Source organism: Pseudarthrobacter sp. S9 (genome assembly GCF_050156545.1).
GTDB lineage: Bacteria > Actinomycetota > Actinomycetes > Actinomycetales > Micrococcaceae > Arthrobacter.
Map to the genome: position 1 here is coordinate 2261102 of NZ_CP189576.1, position 14998 is coordinate 2276099.

Consider the following 14998-nt stretch of genomic DNA (forward strand, 5'->3'; position numbering starts at 1 on the left):
GTCCTTTGCGGATCCGGCGTTGCCGGCGTCTGGGGGCGCGCGGGATGACCTTGGGTCAGAAGGACCGTAGATCCGGCTGGCCTGTCAGTGGTCCGCGCCGTGGGGAACGTGGTGCGCCGGGGTGTTCACGGCACATGCTCCTTTTTACGTGCGGCTGATGGACAGATCGCTGGGCGTGGGCGTCCCGGGCAGGTAGGAGTAGCTGCTCCCCTGCTCCGTCAGGACGGCTGTCCTGGCCCGCGTCTGCAGCGGGGCGGTTCCGGGCGGGGGTGCGCTGAGCGATGCGCCCGCGGGCGCCGGAATGCAGCCCAGGTGCATGGCCGGCTTGTCGGTGCAGTCCCCCGGGCAGAGGCACGACGGCGGCACTGGAGTGCCGCTGGAAGTTGCGGTGCCGTGGTGGCCCGGGGTCGTAGAGCCTAGAGCCGAGTGGCCTGCGGCGGTGCTGGCCGGCGAGGCGTGGCTGCCGGCCGCGATCGTGCTGCTGCCGCCGTGGCCGTCGTGCATGGAGTGGGAACCCGAGAGGATGTGCATGCCCAGGAACCCCGCGATGACGGCGAGTATGCCGACCAACAGTGCCGCACGCCGGAGGGTGAAGGACACTGCGCGGGCAGCGGGCATGACGCTCCTCCTTGTCCGTGCTGATCTGGCCAGGTTTCCAGCGTACCCGTTCCGGTCGGCCCGGCCTGCGGCCGTGCGCTGCGCTGCGCCGACGGGAAATCCGGGCCGGCGGGGTGGCCGGCCCGGACAATCTGTGAAAGTATCTGCATATGAATGCAGATATGCAGATCGATGTGGACAGTCCGTATGTAGAGCTGGCCGTTGAGGTGTTTTCGATGTTGGCCGATGCCACGCGCGTCAGGCTGATCCTTGCGTTGGGGAACGGCGAAATGCCCGTCAATGCCTTGGCCGAGACGGTCGGGAAGCCGGCCGCGGCGGTCTCGCAGCACCTGGCAAAGATGCGTCTAGGCGGCATGGTCACCACCCGCCAGGAGGGCACCAAGGTGTACTACCGTCTGCAGAACGACCACGCCCGCGAACTGGTGATGGACGCGATCCATCAGGCCGAGCACGCGCTCGGCACGGCACCTGGCCACATCGTATGAGCCGCCCATCGAACGCCGTGGGCCACCACGGCCATGGCGATGATCACGGTCACGGCCACGGTCATGACCACGGCCACGCCCACGGTCATGACCACGCCCACGCCACGGGGCTGAAGGGCTGGCTGCGCGAGATCTTCGTACCGCACTCGCACGACTCGGTCGTCTCCTTTGACCAAGCCCTCGAATCCAGTGCCCAAGGTATCCGTGCCGTCAAGGTGTCCCTGGCGGGCCTCGGCGCCACCTCGCTCTTCCAGTTGGTGATCGTGCTGATCAGCGGTTCCGTGGCGCTGCTGGCCGACACGGTCCACAACTTCTCGGATGCCCTGACCGCGGTGCCGCTGTGGATCGCGTTCCTCCTGGGCCGCCGCAGGCCGACGCGGACGTACACCTACGGCTTCGGGCGTGCCGAAGACCTGGCCGGGCTCTTCATCGTGGCCATGATTGCCCTCTCCGCGATTGTTGCCGCCGTCGAATCCGTTCTTCGGTTCTTTGCGCCGCAGCCCGTCCAGAACCTGGGCTGGGTCCTTGCCGCCGGGCTGGTGGGCTTCGCCGGAAACGAGCTGGTCGCCATCTACCGGATCCGCGTCGGACGGCGGATCGGTTCGGCCGCCCTGATCGCAGACGGCGTCCATGCCCGCACCGACGGCTTCACATCGCTGGCGGTGGTGGCGGGCGTCATAGGCGTCTGGCTCGGGTTTCCGCTGGCGGACCCGGTCGTAGGCCTGCTGATCTCGGTGGCAATCATGGTGCTGCTCTGGGGAACCATGCGCGACGTCGGGCGCCGCCTCATGGACGGCGTCGATCCCGGACTTTCGGACGCACTGGCCGCCGCCGTCCGGGACCACTCTCCGGAGGGAACCTCGCGGCTCCGCTGGTCCGGCCACCGGCTCCACGCCGAGATCAGCGTACCGGTCCGGCTGGATGCCCCCATGGTTGAGCAGGCCGCCATGACGGCCAGGCTGGAGCAGGCAGCCAGGAAAGCACTGCCCCACGTCGGATCCGTGACGGTGGTGCCCCGGCTGGGGTAGGCCGCGTCACAGGTCTTGGAGCGGCCAGGCGCCGAAGCGACCTACGGCCACGAAGAGCGCCAGCACGGCCAGCACGATGTTGATGCCGATCATCTGCCTCTCGCCACGCTTTGCGTGGGTAACGGCGGCGCCGATCATCACGACGGCGAGCCCGGTGGCCGCGAGGGGCACCAGGGCGGGCGCGATGCCGGTAACGGCCGGCAGCACTAGCCCGAGCGCGCCGAGGACTTGCACGGCACCGATGGCCTTGACCGAGCCCGCGTTGAAGTCGCCGGCCCAGGCCATGCCGGCGGCGGCCAGTTTTTGCTGGGGCTGGGCCATCTTCATGAGGCCGGCCGCCAGGAAGGCGAGGGCCAGTACCCCGGCGATGATCCACAAAACGATGTTCATGACGGTTGTTTCCTTTTGCTTGGTGCTTGAGTCCCCGGTGGCTCGATGCGCACGAGCGCGACGCCTGGCTGTCGCTGGCGGCAATAATGTTCACGCTTCCCGCCGCGCTGGATTCGCAGCTGCAGCGCGACGAGGACCTGACCCTCGCCGGTTACATGGTGCTGGCCATGTTGTCTGAATCAGCGGAGAAGCAGATGCGGATGACCGATCTGGCGGCGGCAGCCAGCACGTCCCCAGTCCCGGCTCTCGCGGATCGTGTCCCGCCTTGAAAAGCAGGGATTAGTCACGCGGTCGATGTCGCCGGAAGACCGTCGTGCCGTGCTGGCCCACCTTACGGACGCGGGGATGGCGAAAGATTGTCGCCGCCGCACCAGGGCACGTGCAGGCGGTCGGTCGCTCGTGTTCGACCGGCTGGACGCGGATCAGGTCACCCAGATGGCCGCCCTTGGCAAGGCCGTGCTCGGTGACTCCTGCGGGCAACTCGGGCAGGTCGCTGCCCCCGCGCTGCCGTCACTCAGCCAAGGGCTCGGCTAGGAGACGGACGCCTCAGATCCCGACGACGTCGGCAGCCGGTACGAACGTGCCGAAATTGCCCTATTCAGCGTCGTTCCGGCGGGCTATGCTGGGAATTCAGGGAAAACGGTACGTTCGTGCCTATCCGGAGGGGGCGCAGTGGCAGAATTCCCCGCCCGGCTGGCTGCCGAGGTCCGCGCGCGCCGCGGGGCGCTGGGGCTGAGCCAGCGGGACCTGGCCGAGCTCGCCGGCGTGTCCGAACGCTTTGTCCGGTTCGTCGAGCAGGGCAAGCGCAGCGTGCAGCTGGACTCGCTGCTGGCACTCCTGGGCACGCTGGGGCTCGAATTGCGGCTGGGAACGCGGACCAGCTCCGCCGCCCGGGCCCTTGCCGGCGAACCCGCCGGCGAACCTACCAACGAACCCGAAGATGTACCGGAGCCTCGGCCATGAGGCACCGCGTCGCGGATGTCTACAAGGCGGGCGTGCTGGCCGCGCGGCTGGAACGGTTCGGCGGCGGCACCCGGTTCAGCTACCTGCCGGCCTATCTGGCGGCCGGGGGCGCCGCGGTCGCGAGTTCCCTGCCGCTGACCGCGGAGCCCGTGCTGTCCGCGGCGGGGGCCGCTCCGCCGTATTTCACCGGGCTGCTGCCGGAGGGCCGGCGGCTGAACGCGCTGCGCCGGTCCGTGAAGACCAGCGTGGACGATGAACTCTCGCTGCTCATCGCGGCCGGCGCCAATCCCGTGGGCGATGTGCAGATCGTGGGCCACGGCGAGACCCTGGACCCGGACGAGCACGCCGTGCAGCTCGATCCGAAGACACCCGTGGACTTCGATGCGTTGCTGGGGGACTCGGGGCTGATCGATCCGGTGGCGCTCGCCGGGGTGCAGGACAAGATGTCCGCCGGGATGATCTCCATGCCGGTGGCGAGTGCGGGCCGGCGGTTCATCCTCAAGCTCAACGCGCCCGAGTTTCCCCATGTGGTGGAGAACGAGTTCGCGATGTTCCGCTATGCGGCCCGGCTGCGGATTCCCTTGAGCCGGGTGCGGCTGATCCGCGACGTCGCGGGGCGGCCGGGGCTGCTGGTGGAGCGCTTCGACCGTATTCCCGCCGCGGAATATAAGCGGGGCGGCACGCCCGATGCGGTGCAGCGACTCGCCGTCGAGGACGGGGCGCAGGTGCTGGGGCTGTACCCGGCGGACAAGTACAACGTGGGGTACGGGCAGGTGTGCCATGCGCTGGCGGCGTACTGCGCGGCGCCGCTGCCGGCGCTCCGGAACCTGGCGATCCAGGCGGCGTTCGCCTGGCTGAGCGGCAACGGGGACCTGCACGCCAAGAACGTGTCCATGGTGCAGCAGCCGTCGGGGGAGTGGTCCGTCGCCCCGGTGTATGACATCCCCTCTACCGTGGTTTACGGGGACAAGACGCTTGCCCTCACGCTGGACGGCAAGCGGACGGGGATCTCACGGAAGCATTTCCTGGGCTGGGCCGCCGGGCTGGGACTGACCGACCGCGCCGCGGTCCAGGTGCTGGAGCTCGGGCTGAAGGCGTCCGGGCCGCTCCTGGCGGATCTGGAGGCGGGCACGGCTTTCAGTTCCACGAACGACGGCAGCGCCTCGCCGTTCCCGGGGATGGTCACCAGGAACTGGGTCAAGGAGCTCAAGCACCGGCGGAGGCTGCTGGAGGGGTAAAGCCTCAGAGGTGCTGGATGCCGGCCCGCTGCATGGCGTCCTTGTAGACCTCGACGTTCTTGGCGAGGAGTTCTTCCTGTTTGGCCGCGGAGACTGCGAAGGCGCGGCCGCCGAGGGCTGTGGCCTTGTAGATCTTGACGCCGTGGTTTTTCAGCGAGGAATGGTAGGTCTTCTCGAAGAGTGTCAGGAAGGCATGGGCATCGGCGCCGTGGGCGATCACGGCGGAGACGCGCTTGTTGATCTTCAGGAACTGGCGGAAGGGCCGGAGGCCGTCCGTCTTCTCCTGGACGTTCAGGGCTGAGGGCAGCTCGGGGTCGCGGACCCAGGGGTAGGCGTTCCACGGCATCACGTAGCGGGGATCAAGCTCGGCGGCCTCGTAGATGGAGGTGGCGCGGCGGGCTGCTTCGTCGTCGTTGAAATGGGAGACGAAGCCGGACTCGGTGCCCTTGCCGGGGCTGATCTGGAGGCTGACGATCCGGCACTCGTCCTCGTCATGGACGGGGTCGATGTAGGGGACCACGGACCCCGGCTTCTTCTCCATGAGTTCGTCACAAAGCTGCGTTACCGCCGCGATGTTCGGTTCCTGCAGCAGAGTCTTCTTTTCGTCCCAGTCAATCGTCACGATTTCTCCCTCAGCACACGGCGTCCAGAAACAGGCGTCTTCTTCCACTCTACGCGTTTGGCGGAGGGGGTGCTTTGGGATGACGATCGCTGACCGCGTTGGCGGCTCCCGCCGGTTCAGTCCTCTAGGAAGGCCGGCGTGAACTGCAGGGTCAGGCCCTCCGCGATCGTCGGGTGGGTGATGATGGCGTCGCGCACGGCCATGTACTCAAATCCGGCCAGCATCGCCATCTGCACCACGGCGATCGCTTCGCTCGCATCGGTTCCCAGCAGGGCGGCGCCGAGGATGCGGTTGGTGTCCCGGTCGACGACGGCTTTCCACAGCCCGTCGAGGTGGCCGGCGGTCCTGGCACGGGGGATAGCGGAGACCGGCATTGTGGCGATGCGGACGCTGTGACCGGAGTCCCGGGCCTCCCGTTCGCTCAGGCCCGCCCGGCCGAGTTCCGGGGTGGTGAACACCGCGTACGGGATCAGCCGGCCGGCGGTGCTGCGGGGCGTGCCTTCGCTGCGCTGGGCGGCGAGGTTCGTCTTCAGCACGCGGTAGTCGTCGTAGGACGCGTGGGTGAATTGCGGGGAGCCGGCGGCGTCCCCGGCTGCCCAGACGCCGTTGGCCGTGGTGTGCAGATACTCGTCCACCTTGATGAAGCCGCGGTCCGTGAGTTCCACGCCCACATTCCCCAGGTTCAGCCCGTCCGTCACGGGCCTGCGGCCGACGGCGACGAGGATGTCGGCGCTCGCCGCCCTGGATGATGGTGACGCGTACGCCGACGGTGTTGAGCAGATCCGCGAATTCGCAGCCCACGTAGCCGCCGTTCAGGATGACAATGCTCTCCGGGAGCGATTCGAGCCGCAGCAAAGTATTGCTGGTCTGGACGTAGGACGCGGCGAGACCCTCGATGGGCGGCAGCAACGGTTCTGTGCCCAGGTTGATGACGACGTCGGCGCCCCGCAGGGTGCGTGTGCCGCCGTCGTTCAGCGCCACACGGACTGTGCGGTCGCCTACGAAGGCGGCCTTGCCCAGGATGAAGTCCATGCCGGAGGCAGTGAAGGAGGAGAGCTGGCCATTGACCATGGTGGAGACGACGTCTTCCTTGCGGTGGAGCAGGAGCGCGAGGTCCATCCGGGGCTCCTCGGCGCCGGTGACCCCGAATTCGGCTGCGCGCCGGACGGTTTGCAGCACGCGTCCGCTGTTGATGAGGGTCTTGGTGGGGATGCAGGCCACATTGATGCACGTGCCGCCGATCATGGCACGCTCGATCATGGCGACTTTCTGGCCGCTCTTGGCCGCGTCCATGGCCAGGGTCTTGCCGGCCTTTCCACCTCCGACCACCAGAAGGTCCACGTTTTCAACGTCGGCGTCCGCAACGTCAACGTCCTCAGCGTCGCTGTTCCGGGCGTTCATGGCTGCGTTCATGGCTGCGTTCATGGCTGCGTCCTTTGCGGTGGCCGGCCACGGCGCCGTGGCCAGGGGTGTTGTTGGGATGAGACTACGCTTGTCCGCGGAGCGGGCGGCGCCGGACACATCGGATCCCTAGTCAGGGAGTGGTGCCCGGAGTATCGTTTGAAATGCCTGCAGGTAACCAACAGATGACGCCGGGTTGTTCAGGACATGCAAATGTCCGAGCCGTCTCTTAGCGAGATCGCGAAGGTACCTGCAGGTCTTGCGCGGATGGCGCCGCCCGGGGTTGCAGGGCGTTTTTTCTTTGCGGCAACGCAGGGCTGCAGTCCGCCGGGGGAGTCACCCAGGAGTCCGTCTACCGGCTGGCCGATGACCCGGATGCCGTGCCGGTGCTCCACCACTTCGGTTCCGTCGACGCAGCCCGGGCGTTCTTCGCCAACCCGGAACTCCGCGACGCCATGCAGCGAGGCGGCGTCCAGGGCGAGCCGCGGATCGAGTTCTTCGAGTAGGGCGGGGCGCCGCTATTCAGTTTCCGTAGTGATATCGGCAGGCGGCAATCAGGATTTCGACGTCGTCATCCGCCTCGACAAACCTGTAGACCAGTCGATGCTCGTCGGTGATCAGGGCCGGCAAGCTGCACGACCAATTCATTATCGACGTCGTCCAGGGCGGCGCCGGCACCTCCACCAATATGAACGCGAACGAGGTGATCGCCAACCTGGCGCTGGAACTTATGGGTGCCAGACGCGGGCAGTACGAGCTGCTGCACCCGCTGGACCATGTGAACCTCGGCCAAAGCACCAATGATGTCTATCCAACGGCCCTGCGGGTGGGCTGCACCGCGCCGCAGAGGATCTGCTGGCCGCGATGGCGGGACTGCGCGAATCCTTCGCGGCCAAGGCCGAGGAATTCACCGGCTGCCTGAAGATGGGGCGCACCCAGCTCCAGGACGCGGTGCCAATGACGCTGGGCCAGGGATTCCGGACGTTCGCGGTGATGATGGCCGAGGACGAGCAGCGGCTCCGCGAAGCCATGGACCTGATCCGCGAAATCAACCTTGGCGGCACAGCCATCGGCACGGTACTGAACTCGCACGTCGACTATGCCGGGCTGGCCTGCGAGCAGCTGGCCGCAATCAGCGGTGTGCCTGTAGTACTTGCCGGAGATTTGATCGAGGCGACGCAGGACGTGGGCGGGCTGGTGCAGTTGCACAGCGTACTCAAGCGCCTTGCCTTGAAGCTGTCCAAGGTGGCTAATGACCTACGCCTGCTCTCGTCCGGCCCGCGGGCCGGACTCCGGGAGATCCGATTGCCGTCCGTTCAGGCCGGATCCTCCATCATGCCAGGCAAGGTAAACCCCGTGATCCCCGAGGTAGTCAACCAGGTGGCCTATTCGGTCGTCGGCAATGACGTCACGATTTCCATGGCAGCCGAATCCGGCCAGCTGCAGCTGAATCCGTTCGAGCCGGTCATTGCCCGGGCGCTGTTCTCTTCGATAGGGGAGCTGCAGTCGGCCTGCACTGTGTTAGCCGAACGCTGCATAGACGGCATCACCGCGGATCCGCAGGCGCTGCTGGCGAGCGTCGAACAGTCAATTGGCCTAGTTACTGCGCTGGTTCCATACTTGGGCTATCTGCGCCCAACACAGGTGGCGCAGCAGGCCATGGCCACCGGTGCCAGTGTCGTGGACTTGGTCCGCGGGCTCGGGCTGATGATCGAGGTCGAGCTTGACGGGCGTGCTGGGCGCCCCACAACTGCTTACCGTACCTGGATTGCGGGCCAACGCGTCCTGAGCCAAGTCTGTATGCAGTGGGTGCCGATAGCCTCTCCCGCCCCCACGGGCACTGTTTCAAGATGGGCACTGTTTCAAACGGCGGCCAAGGGCCATCATGGTGGTGGGGGGTCCGCCCGACGTCCCGCCGGTGACGCTAGGCGGTGCCGCCAGGCAGTGACGTCAGGTGGGAAAATGTTGTTGGTGAACCTGAGGGGATCTTCGTGACCAGGATCAGCTCCGTGTCCTCTGACCGCCGTTCGCTGCTGAAGGCCGCGGGCGTCGGGGCTGCCGGAATCGCTGGAATTCCGCTGCTGGCCGCCTGTACTTCTCAAAGCAGCGGCCCTGGTTCCGGCCCCGTCGGTTCCGCTTCTGACACGGGCACGCCGACGGCGTCGCTCCTCCCCGCGCCGGAACCGCAGGTCAAACCCCTGCTGGACCAGCAGACGGTTAACGACGCCTTGGCCAAGCTGGACGGGATGGTCCAGGGCGCAATGGAGAGCACCGGAGTTCCCGGGATCGCCGTGGCAGTGGTCTACCGGGACCAGACGGTGTACGCCAAGGGCTTCGGCGTGCGGGAGTCCGGCAGGCCCGAGACGGTCGACGCCGCTACGGTCTTCCAGCTGGCGTCGGTGTCCAAGCCCCTGGCATCCACGGTGGCCGCCGGAGCCGTGGGCCATAACGCCCTCAAATGGACCGACCCGGTGATCAGCCACACCCCAAGCTTTTCGTTGAAGGACCCGTTCGTCACCCGGAATGCCACGGTGACGGATCTGTTGTCACATCAGGGCGGACTGCGAACGGGTGCCGGCGATCTGCTGGAGGATCTCGGATTCGACCAGTCCTATATTCTCAGCCACCTCAACCAGGAGCCGCTTGACTCGTTCCGGTCCAGCTACAACTACAGCAACTTCGGCTATACCGCGGGCGCCCAGGCAGTCGCCGATGCCATGAAAATGTCATGGGCGGACCTGGCCGACGAGATGCTGTTCAAGCCCCTCAACATGACCGACACCAGCTATCGCCACGCGGACTACCAAAAGGCGTCGAACAAGGCGCTCATCCACGTGCCCGCCGGGAACCGGACCTGGCTGGCCAAATACAGCCGCGACGCCGATGCGGAAGCGCCCGCCGGTGGAGCCAGCTCCTCAGTACGTGACCTTGCCCGCTGGATCCGTCTGCAGCTCGCCAACGGCAGCTATGACGGCAAGCAGATCATCGACCCTGAGGCGCTAGGGGTCACTCATGTTCCGCACGCCGTCTCGGGGCTGCCCGCCACCCCCGGCGCCCGTACCCGTTTCTACGGTCTGGGCTGGAATGTCTCCTATGACGATCATGCCCGGCTCCAGCTCGGGCACTCCGGAGCCTTCAACCTTGGTGCCGCGACCGCCGTGTCCATGCTTCCGGGCGAACAACTGGGCATCGTGGTCCTGACAAACGGCCGGCCGCAGGGGATTCCCGAAGCCATCGGCGCAGGCTTCCTGGACGTTGCCCAGAACGGAGCGCCCACGGTCGACTGGCTCGGCTTCACCGCTGGCGTCTTCCAGAAGATCGATGAGTCGGAGAAGCCAAAAGTGGATTACTCCAAGACTCCGGACCGGGCCGCACCCGCGCAGACCAACACTTTCTACACAGGCAGCTACGCCAACTCCTACTACGGCCCGCTGATCGTGGCCGAAGGGAACGGCGGGCTTACCCTCGAGCTGGGACCGGCCGGCAGGTCCACCACGTTGCGCCTAAGCCACTTCGACGCCGACACCTTCAGCTTTGAATCCATCGGAGAGAACGGCAACGGAGTGGCCGGGGCTATCTTTACCCCGGGTGCCGGCGGCACGGCATCGAGTGTCAGGCTCGACTTCTACGACGAGACCGGGCTGGGCACCTTCACCCGCGCCTGAGCGATGGGGCGCACGTCCGTAAACTTTAAGGGAGCCAAACCACCCTGCCCCGATCCAAGGAACCCATGCCGATCAACAAACAGACGCTCAAAGACGCCGGGTTCGCCGGGTTCAGGACTCTCGCGGCCCTCGAGATCAACCGGATCCCGCAGCGTACGGGGATCTTCGCCGTGCTGCGGCCGGAAGGCTTTGAGCCGCGGTTCCTGGCCAAAAGCACGGCAGGGATTTTCAAGAAGAAGGATCCCTCCCTGCCGGAGGCGGCGCTCGCCGCGGAATGGGTCGACGGCGCGGAGGTCCTGTACGTCGGGAAAGCCGGCGCCGGCAGCAAGGGCAACCGCGGGCTTCGCCGGCAAATCCAGGAATTCATCGACTTCGGGAAGGGAAAGCCCCCGGGCCATTGGGACGGGCGGCTGATCTGGCAGCTCGCTGACGCCGGGTCCCTGATAATCGCCTGGAAGGAGCTGCCCCCAGACGAATTGAACACGGCGGAGGCCAACTATCATACCGACTTCCGTCAGCTTCATGGCAGGCTGCCGTTCGCCAACCTCGTCCAGGCCCGCGTCAAGGGCAACTAAACGCCGTCGTGCGTGAATCTCCACGCCACGAGGGTGGCTGCCACCGGCATCGCTGCGAACGCCGCGTCTGACACGGCGAGCGGGTCGCCGCCGAGCACAGCAAGGTCCGCCGGGTCCCCGACCCGGATCCTGGCACGGCCGCGGGCCGACGACGCCAGCGCTTCCTGCCGCGTGAGGGCCTGCTCGGGGTGCCAGGGTCCGCGTCCGTCCCGCCGCGCCCGGGTGGTGGCCGCCGACATCGCGGTCCAGGGATCCAGCGGTGCCACCGGAGCGTCGGAACCCAGGGCGAGAGCAGCCCCGGAAGCCAGCAAGGAACGCAGCGGGAAGGCCCGGTTCGTGCGGCCGGCCCAGTTCGAATCGGCGGCGTCGCGGTCGTCGAGGGCGTGCGCGGGCTGGACGCTGGCGGTCAGGCCGAACTGACCGAAGCGGGCGAAATCCTCCCTCCGGACAAACTGGGCATGCTCAATACGCCCGGGGATGCCGGCGGCGGAGAAGGCGTTCAACGCCACCTCGTTGGCCGCGTCGCCGATCGCATCCACCGCGGGAACGAAACCAGCCTCCCGGGCCCGGACCAGCAGGGAGAGAAGCTCGTCTTTGCTGACAGTGAGCAGACCGTGCCCGCCGTGCGGGTACGGCTCGACGCAATAGGCCGTGCGGGTGTTCAGCGAGCCGTCGATCAGCACCTTCAGCGGACCAACAGTCAGCAGCCTGCCCCGTCCGCCGGCCACCTCCTGCCCCGTCCGCAGGCCCGCGGCGATAGCCCGGTCCAGATCCTGCGGATAGACCCCCGCTTCCACCCGGAAAGCGTCAAAGCCCCCGGCCATCCGCCGCAGCCATACGTCGCGGTTCCAGGTCATCTCGAAATCGACAACACCCACGATCCCGCGCCCGGCAGCCGCGCGGCCTGCCTCCAGCACCCAGGCATCAACCACGACGTCGTGCAGCTTGCCCAGCTCGCGGGTCAGGGCGAACGCCGGCTCCTCCCGGAGCAGACCGCTGGCGTCCACCGGCACGCCGTACCGTCCAGCCGTCGCGCTGTTCAGCCAGACACAATGAAGATCGTGGCTGATCAGCGCCGTCGGCAGTCCCTGCGTCACGCCGTCGAGCAGGTCCAGGCTAGGCACGTCCGGCCAGACGGCGTCCCGGAACCCGACCCCCACCAGCGTCAGCGTCCGGTCCGCGCCGGAAAAGTGCGAGCTGGAAGCGATCCCGCCGGCAGCGCGGGCGTCCGCACCATGCGAGCGGACGACGTCGGCCGCCTCCCGGGCAGACGCGGCGCCGGACAGGTCCATTCGGTTGATGGACAGAGCCCACTGGGTCATATGGACATGCTCATCCCACAGATCCGGAATGACGCAGCGTCCCTGGAGGTCGGCCACCAGGGAGCCAGCGGGAGCAGTCCCGGCGGGACTGATCCGCGAGACCACGCCGTCGGCGATGTGGATGTCACAAAGCGCGGCGTCGCCCGGTTGCCTCACGGAGGAGAGAACAAGGTCAGGCACAGCGGAGAGGTCAAGGGTTGAAGGCACAGGAAACAGGCTATGGGCGAAACGCCCAGGCAACAATGACTTCGGTGCCGGATCGCAGGCCTGAGTATGGCCTTTGACGGCTTCCGGCCCGTTACGGCATGACTTTGTATAGATCGATAACCGTCTCTTCGGGCTGTGATGCGAACCCGCCCTCGATACCCTGTTGCATCCGAGGAAGGAGGATGTTGTCGCGGAATTTCTCCCAGCTCTCTGTCGAGTCATGGACGGCCATGATGGTCCAACCACCGGCGGAAGGACCTCCGGCGTGGAAGATCTGGCCCTCGGGCAAGAGCCCTTCCCCCGGGTGAACCGCGGCCATTGAGGCCTCGTACTGCTCCTGTGTGCCTCCTGGGAAAAAGTGAACAACACCGTAGGCCGTGGTCGCCATTTTCTGCTCCTTGGATGGTGGGAGGTACTTTGATATGCCAAGTCATAGACCCGGGTATTTGGCGTGTCAACGAGTTTTTTTCTAGGTGCCATGGGGTGGAAGGCCGAAGCACCCAAAACCCAGACAAGGGACTTTCGCCCCTTACCGCCGTGACACGCACCCGCCAAGCTGTAATCGGGGCGGTTCCTGCACGGCCATCTGGGGATGAACCGGGATGCATTGGGGGACGAACCGCTTTGAGGAACGCAACATCGGTCTCGCCAGTCATTGGGGAGGGAAATGGCATTTTGCACTTTCCAGCTTCAGCAGGAAAAGGCAGGAGACCACGGCCGCATGAGCAAATTCAGCGCAGTTCCGGGGATGCGCGAAGATCCGGAAACCGTCAGGGAGCTCTGACGGTTCAATGCACCACCATGCTGGGGATCCCCGACTCAAAGTTCTTATCCATATCGATGCCGACACGGAATCGACACGCATCGAGGTGCACGGCGTGGTCACGGCAGCCAACGTCCGGGCGCTCTACGTGGTCGCGCGGAGGGTGAGCGTCAAGTTGCCCGGGTACGAAATCGTGATCGACCTGGCCCACGCCCGGGTATCAGCCGCCGCCATCGAGGAGCTCCGCGAACGTGCCCGCCTCTCGTTGCTGTATTCAGGAATTGACGCCTCGGAGACCCCGTGCCGCCTGCGCCTCGTGGACCCACTGGTCATCGTCAAAACGAAAGAGAACGCATGAAAGCCCTCGTCTACGGCGGTCCCGGGGAAAAGTCCTGGAGGGACGTCCCCGATCCCAAGATCCAGAATCCTTCCGACGTGATCGTCAAGGTCGACACCACCACCATCTGCGGCACGGACCTCCACATCCTCAAGGGCGACGTCCCCGCGGTGACAAAAGGCAGGATCCTAGGCCATGAAGGCGTCGGAACCATCACGGAAATCGGTTCGTCCGTGACCAGCCTCAAAGTCGGGGACCGCGTCATCATCTCCTGCATCAAGTCCTGCGGGCACTGCGCGAACTGCAAGACCGGCCTCTACTCCCATTGCCTGGGGAAGGAAGGCAAATCCGGCATCGGCTGGGTCTTCGGACACCTGATCGACGGAACCCAGGCGGAATACGTCCGCGTCCCCTACGCCGAGAACTCCCTCCACCTGCTGCCCGAAGGCGTCAGCGACGACCAGGCCGTCATGCTCTCCGACATCCTCCCCACCGGCTTCGAGATCGGTGTCCAGTACGGCCGGGTCAAGCCCGGTGACACGGTCGCCGTCGTCGGTGCCGGCCCCGTCGGCCTCGCCGCGATCGCCACCGCCGGCCTTTACGGCGCCGCCACGATCATCGCGATCGACCTCGACGCGAACCGGCTGGAGAAATCCCGCGAATTCGGCGCCACCGACGTCGTCCTCTCCAGCGACGCCGACTGGAAGGAGCAGGTGCTGGCCCTGACCGACGGACAGGGCGTGGACGTGGCCATCGAGGCGGTCGGCATCCCGGCTACCTTCGGCATGTGCACGGAGATCGTCCGGCCCGGCGGCAACGTGGCCAACGTCGGCGTACACGGCAAATCCGTGGAACTGCACGTGGAAAACCTCTGGATCCAGAACATCAACATCAGCATGGGCCTGGTCAACGCCAACACCACCCCCATGCTGCTCAAGCTTGTGGCCCAGCAGAAGGTGCCGGCGGAGAAATTCGCCACCCACCACTTCACGTTCGACGAGTTCATGGAGGCCTATGACACCTTCGCCCGTGCGGCGGAGACGAAAGCGCTCAAGGTGGTGATCACCGCATGAAAGCCTTCCTCGTCGTCGGCAGTCCCATTAACGGTTGGCGTCCGACGCCGAGGGTCACCGAGCTGCTCTCCGCCCTCGGCGACGGCCACCTCAAGGGAGTCAAAGCCGCGGCGTTCGACACCCGCGTCAGGCTGTTCATCCACGGTGACGCGGCCAAGAAGATGATCGAAATGCTCCGGGCAGGCGGAGCCGACATCATTTCCGAACCCATGCCGTTTTACTTCAGGGGCAAGGAAGGGCCGCTGCGCAACGGCGAAATCGAGAAAGCCGGGAGTTGGGCGAAAGCCCTCCTGACATCGCTGAGGCGGTAA

At 66.3% G+C, this 14998-nt stretch carries 18 protein-coding genes and 2 pseudogenes; 13 read left to right on the forward strand and 7 right to left on the reverse strand.

Annotated features, from left to right (window positions below):
* Positions 1–144 precede the first annotated feature (144 nt).
* Positions 145–618: a hypothetical protein gene (locus tag ACQCSY_RS10805; protein WP_427135532.1), complete on the reverse strand. Its 474-nt coding sequence runs from the start codon at positions 616–618 to the stop codon at positions 145–147.
* Positions 619–767: 149 nt separating this feature from the next.
* Here ACQCSY_RS10805 and ACQCSY_RS10810 point away from each other — a divergent pair, with 149 nt between their 5' ends.
* Complete coding sequence (locus ACQCSY_RS10810; RefSeq protein ID WP_427135533.1) at positions 768–1103, forward strand: ArsR/SmtB family transcription factor; 336 nt, start codon at positions 768–770, stop codon at positions 1101–1103.
* Positions 1100–2131, forward strand: a complete 1032-nt coding sequence (locus tag ACQCSY_RS10815; protein ID WP_427135535.1) for a cation diffusion facilitator family transporter — start codon at positions 1100–1102, stop codon at positions 2129–2131. Before ACQCSY_RS10810 ends, ACQCSY_RS10815 begins: the two co-directional genes overlap by 4 nt.
* Positions 2132–2137: 6 nt before the next feature.
* Here ACQCSY_RS10815 and ACQCSY_RS10820 read toward each other — a convergent pair whose 3' ends face one another.
* A complete protein-coding gene (locus tag ACQCSY_RS10820; protein WP_427135537.1) occupies positions 2138–2521 on the reverse strand; it encodes a DoxX family protein in 384 nt (127 codons plus the stop codon).
* A gap of 26 nt (positions 2522–2547) precedes the next feature.
* Here ACQCSY_RS10820 and ACQCSY_RS10825 point away from each other — a divergent pair, with 26 nt between their 5' ends.
* The 4 genes from ACQCSY_RS10825 (at position 2548) to ACQCSY_RS10840 (ending at position 4722) form a co-directional block, all read left to right on the forward strand.
* The gene (locus tag ACQCSY_RS10825; RefSeq protein WP_427135539.1) at positions 2548–2790 is read left to right on the forward strand and encodes a hypothetical protein; all 243 of its coding nucleotides are present in this window, start codon (positions 2548–2550) and stop codon (positions 2788–2790) included.
* Positions 2791–2866: 76 nt separating this feature from the next.
* Positions 2867–3055 carry a hypothetical protein gene (locus ACQCSY_RS10830; RefSeq protein WP_427136047.1) on the forward strand — a complete coding sequence of 63 codons (189 nt, stop codon included), beginning with the start codon at positions 2867–2869 and terminating at the stop codon, positions 3053–3055.
* Positions 3056–3193: 138 nt separating this feature from the next.
* On the forward strand, positions 3194–3484 hold the full coding sequence (locus tag ACQCSY_RS10835; RefSeq protein WP_427135541.1) for a type II toxin-antitoxin system Y4mF family antitoxin: 291 nt from the start codon (positions 3194–3196) through the stop codon (positions 3482–3484).
* Positions 3481–4722, forward strand: a complete 1242-nt coding sequence (locus ACQCSY_RS10840) for a type II toxin-antitoxin system HipA family toxin (protein WP_427135543.1) — start codon at positions 3481–3483, stop codon at positions 4720–4722. Before ACQCSY_RS10835 ends, ACQCSY_RS10840 begins: the two co-directional genes overlap by 4 nt.
* A gap of 4 nt (positions 4723–4726) precedes the next feature.
* Here the strand turns inward: ACQCSY_RS10840 and ACQCSY_RS10845 are convergent, their stop codons facing one another.
* From ACQCSY_RS10845 to ACQCSY_RS10855, 3 genes and pseudogenes are all read right to left on the reverse strand, one after another.
* Complete coding sequence (locus ACQCSY_RS10845) at positions 4727–5344, reverse strand: uracil-DNA glycosylase (RefSeq protein WP_427135545.1); 618 nt, start codon at positions 5342–5344, stop codon at positions 4727–4729.
* A gap of 116 nt (positions 5345–5460) precedes the next feature.
* Positions 5461–6009 carry an FAD-dependent oxidoreductase gene (locus ACQCSY_RS10850; protein ID WP_427135546.1) on the reverse strand — a complete coding sequence of 183 codons (549 nt, stop codon included), beginning with the start codon at positions 6007–6009 and terminating at the stop codon, positions 5461–5463.
* 124 nt (positions 6010–6133) lie between these two features.
* Positions 6134–6769: pseudogene (locus tag ACQCSY_RS10855) on the reverse strand (FAD-dependent oxidoreductase); the annotation flags it as partial.
* A gap of 356 nt (positions 6770–7125) precedes the next feature.
* On the opposite strand from ACQCSY_RS10855, the gene ACQCSY_RS10860 reads away from it, so the two are divergent.
* The 4 genes and pseudogenes from ACQCSY_RS10860 (at position 7126) to ACQCSY_RS10875 (ending at position 10985) form a co-directional block, all read left to right on the forward strand.
* Positions 7126–7251 (forward strand): hypothetical protein, encoded by a 126-nt coding sequence (locus ACQCSY_RS10860; RefSeq protein ID WP_427135548.1) that lies wholly within the window; start codon positions 7126–7128, stop codon positions 7249–7251.
* Between the two features lie 110 nt (positions 7252–7361).
* Positions 7362–8740, forward strand: a pseudogene (locus ACQCSY_RS10865) (aspartate ammonia-lyase); the annotation flags it as partial.
* A complete protein-coding gene (locus ACQCSY_RS10870; protein WP_427135550.1) occupies positions 8737–10410 on the forward strand; it encodes a serine hydrolase in 1674 nt (557 codons plus the stop codon). The pseudogene ACQCSY_RS10865 and the gene ACQCSY_RS10870, both read left to right, overlap by 4 nt.
* A 65-nt stretch (positions 10411–10475) precedes the next feature.
* Positions 10476–10985 (forward strand): hypothetical protein, encoded by a 510-nt coding sequence (locus ACQCSY_RS10875; RefSeq protein WP_427135552.1) that lies wholly within the window; start codon positions 10476–10478, stop codon positions 10983–10985.
* Here the strand turns inward: ACQCSY_RS10875 and ACQCSY_RS10880 are convergent.
* Both ACQCSY_RS10880 and ACQCSY_RS10885 read right to left on the reverse strand, forming a co-directional pair.
* Entirely contained in the window at positions 10982–12514 is a 1533-nt protein-coding gene (locus tag ACQCSY_RS10880; protein ID WP_427135554.1) for an amidohydrolase family protein, read from the reverse strand. The genes ACQCSY_RS10875 and ACQCSY_RS10880 overlap by 4 nt on opposite strands.
* 91 nt (positions 12515–12605) lie before the next feature.
* Positions 12606–12902, reverse strand: a complete 297-nt coding sequence (locus ACQCSY_RS10885; RefSeq protein WP_427135556.1) for a hypothetical protein — start codon at positions 12900–12902, stop codon at positions 12606–12608.
* A 403-nt stretch (positions 12903–13305) separates the two neighbouring features.
* Between ACQCSY_RS10885 and ACQCSY_RS10890 the strand changes: the two genes are divergently transcribed.
* Genes ACQCSY_RS10890 through ACQCSY_RS10900 form a run of 3 tightly spaced genes read left to right on the forward strand, consistent with a single transcriptional unit; the run spans position 13306 to position 14998 of the window.
* Positions 13306–13635, forward strand: coding sequence for a hypothetical protein (locus tag ACQCSY_RS10890; protein ID WP_427135558.1), 330 nt, complete (start codon positions 13306–13308; stop codon positions 13633–13635).
* Positions 13632–14687 (forward strand): zinc-dependent alcohol dehydrogenase family protein, encoded by a 1056-nt coding sequence (locus ACQCSY_RS10895; RefSeq protein ID WP_427135559.1) that lies wholly within the window; start codon positions 13632–13634, stop codon positions 14685–14687. The genes ACQCSY_RS10890 and ACQCSY_RS10895 overlap by 4 nt, the downstream gene beginning before the upstream one ends.
* A complete protein-coding gene (locus ACQCSY_RS10900; RefSeq protein WP_427135561.1) occupies positions 14684–14998 on the forward strand; it encodes a flavodoxin family protein in 315 nt (104 codons plus the stop codon). The genes ACQCSY_RS10895 and ACQCSY_RS10900 overlap by 4 nt, the downstream gene beginning before the upstream one ends.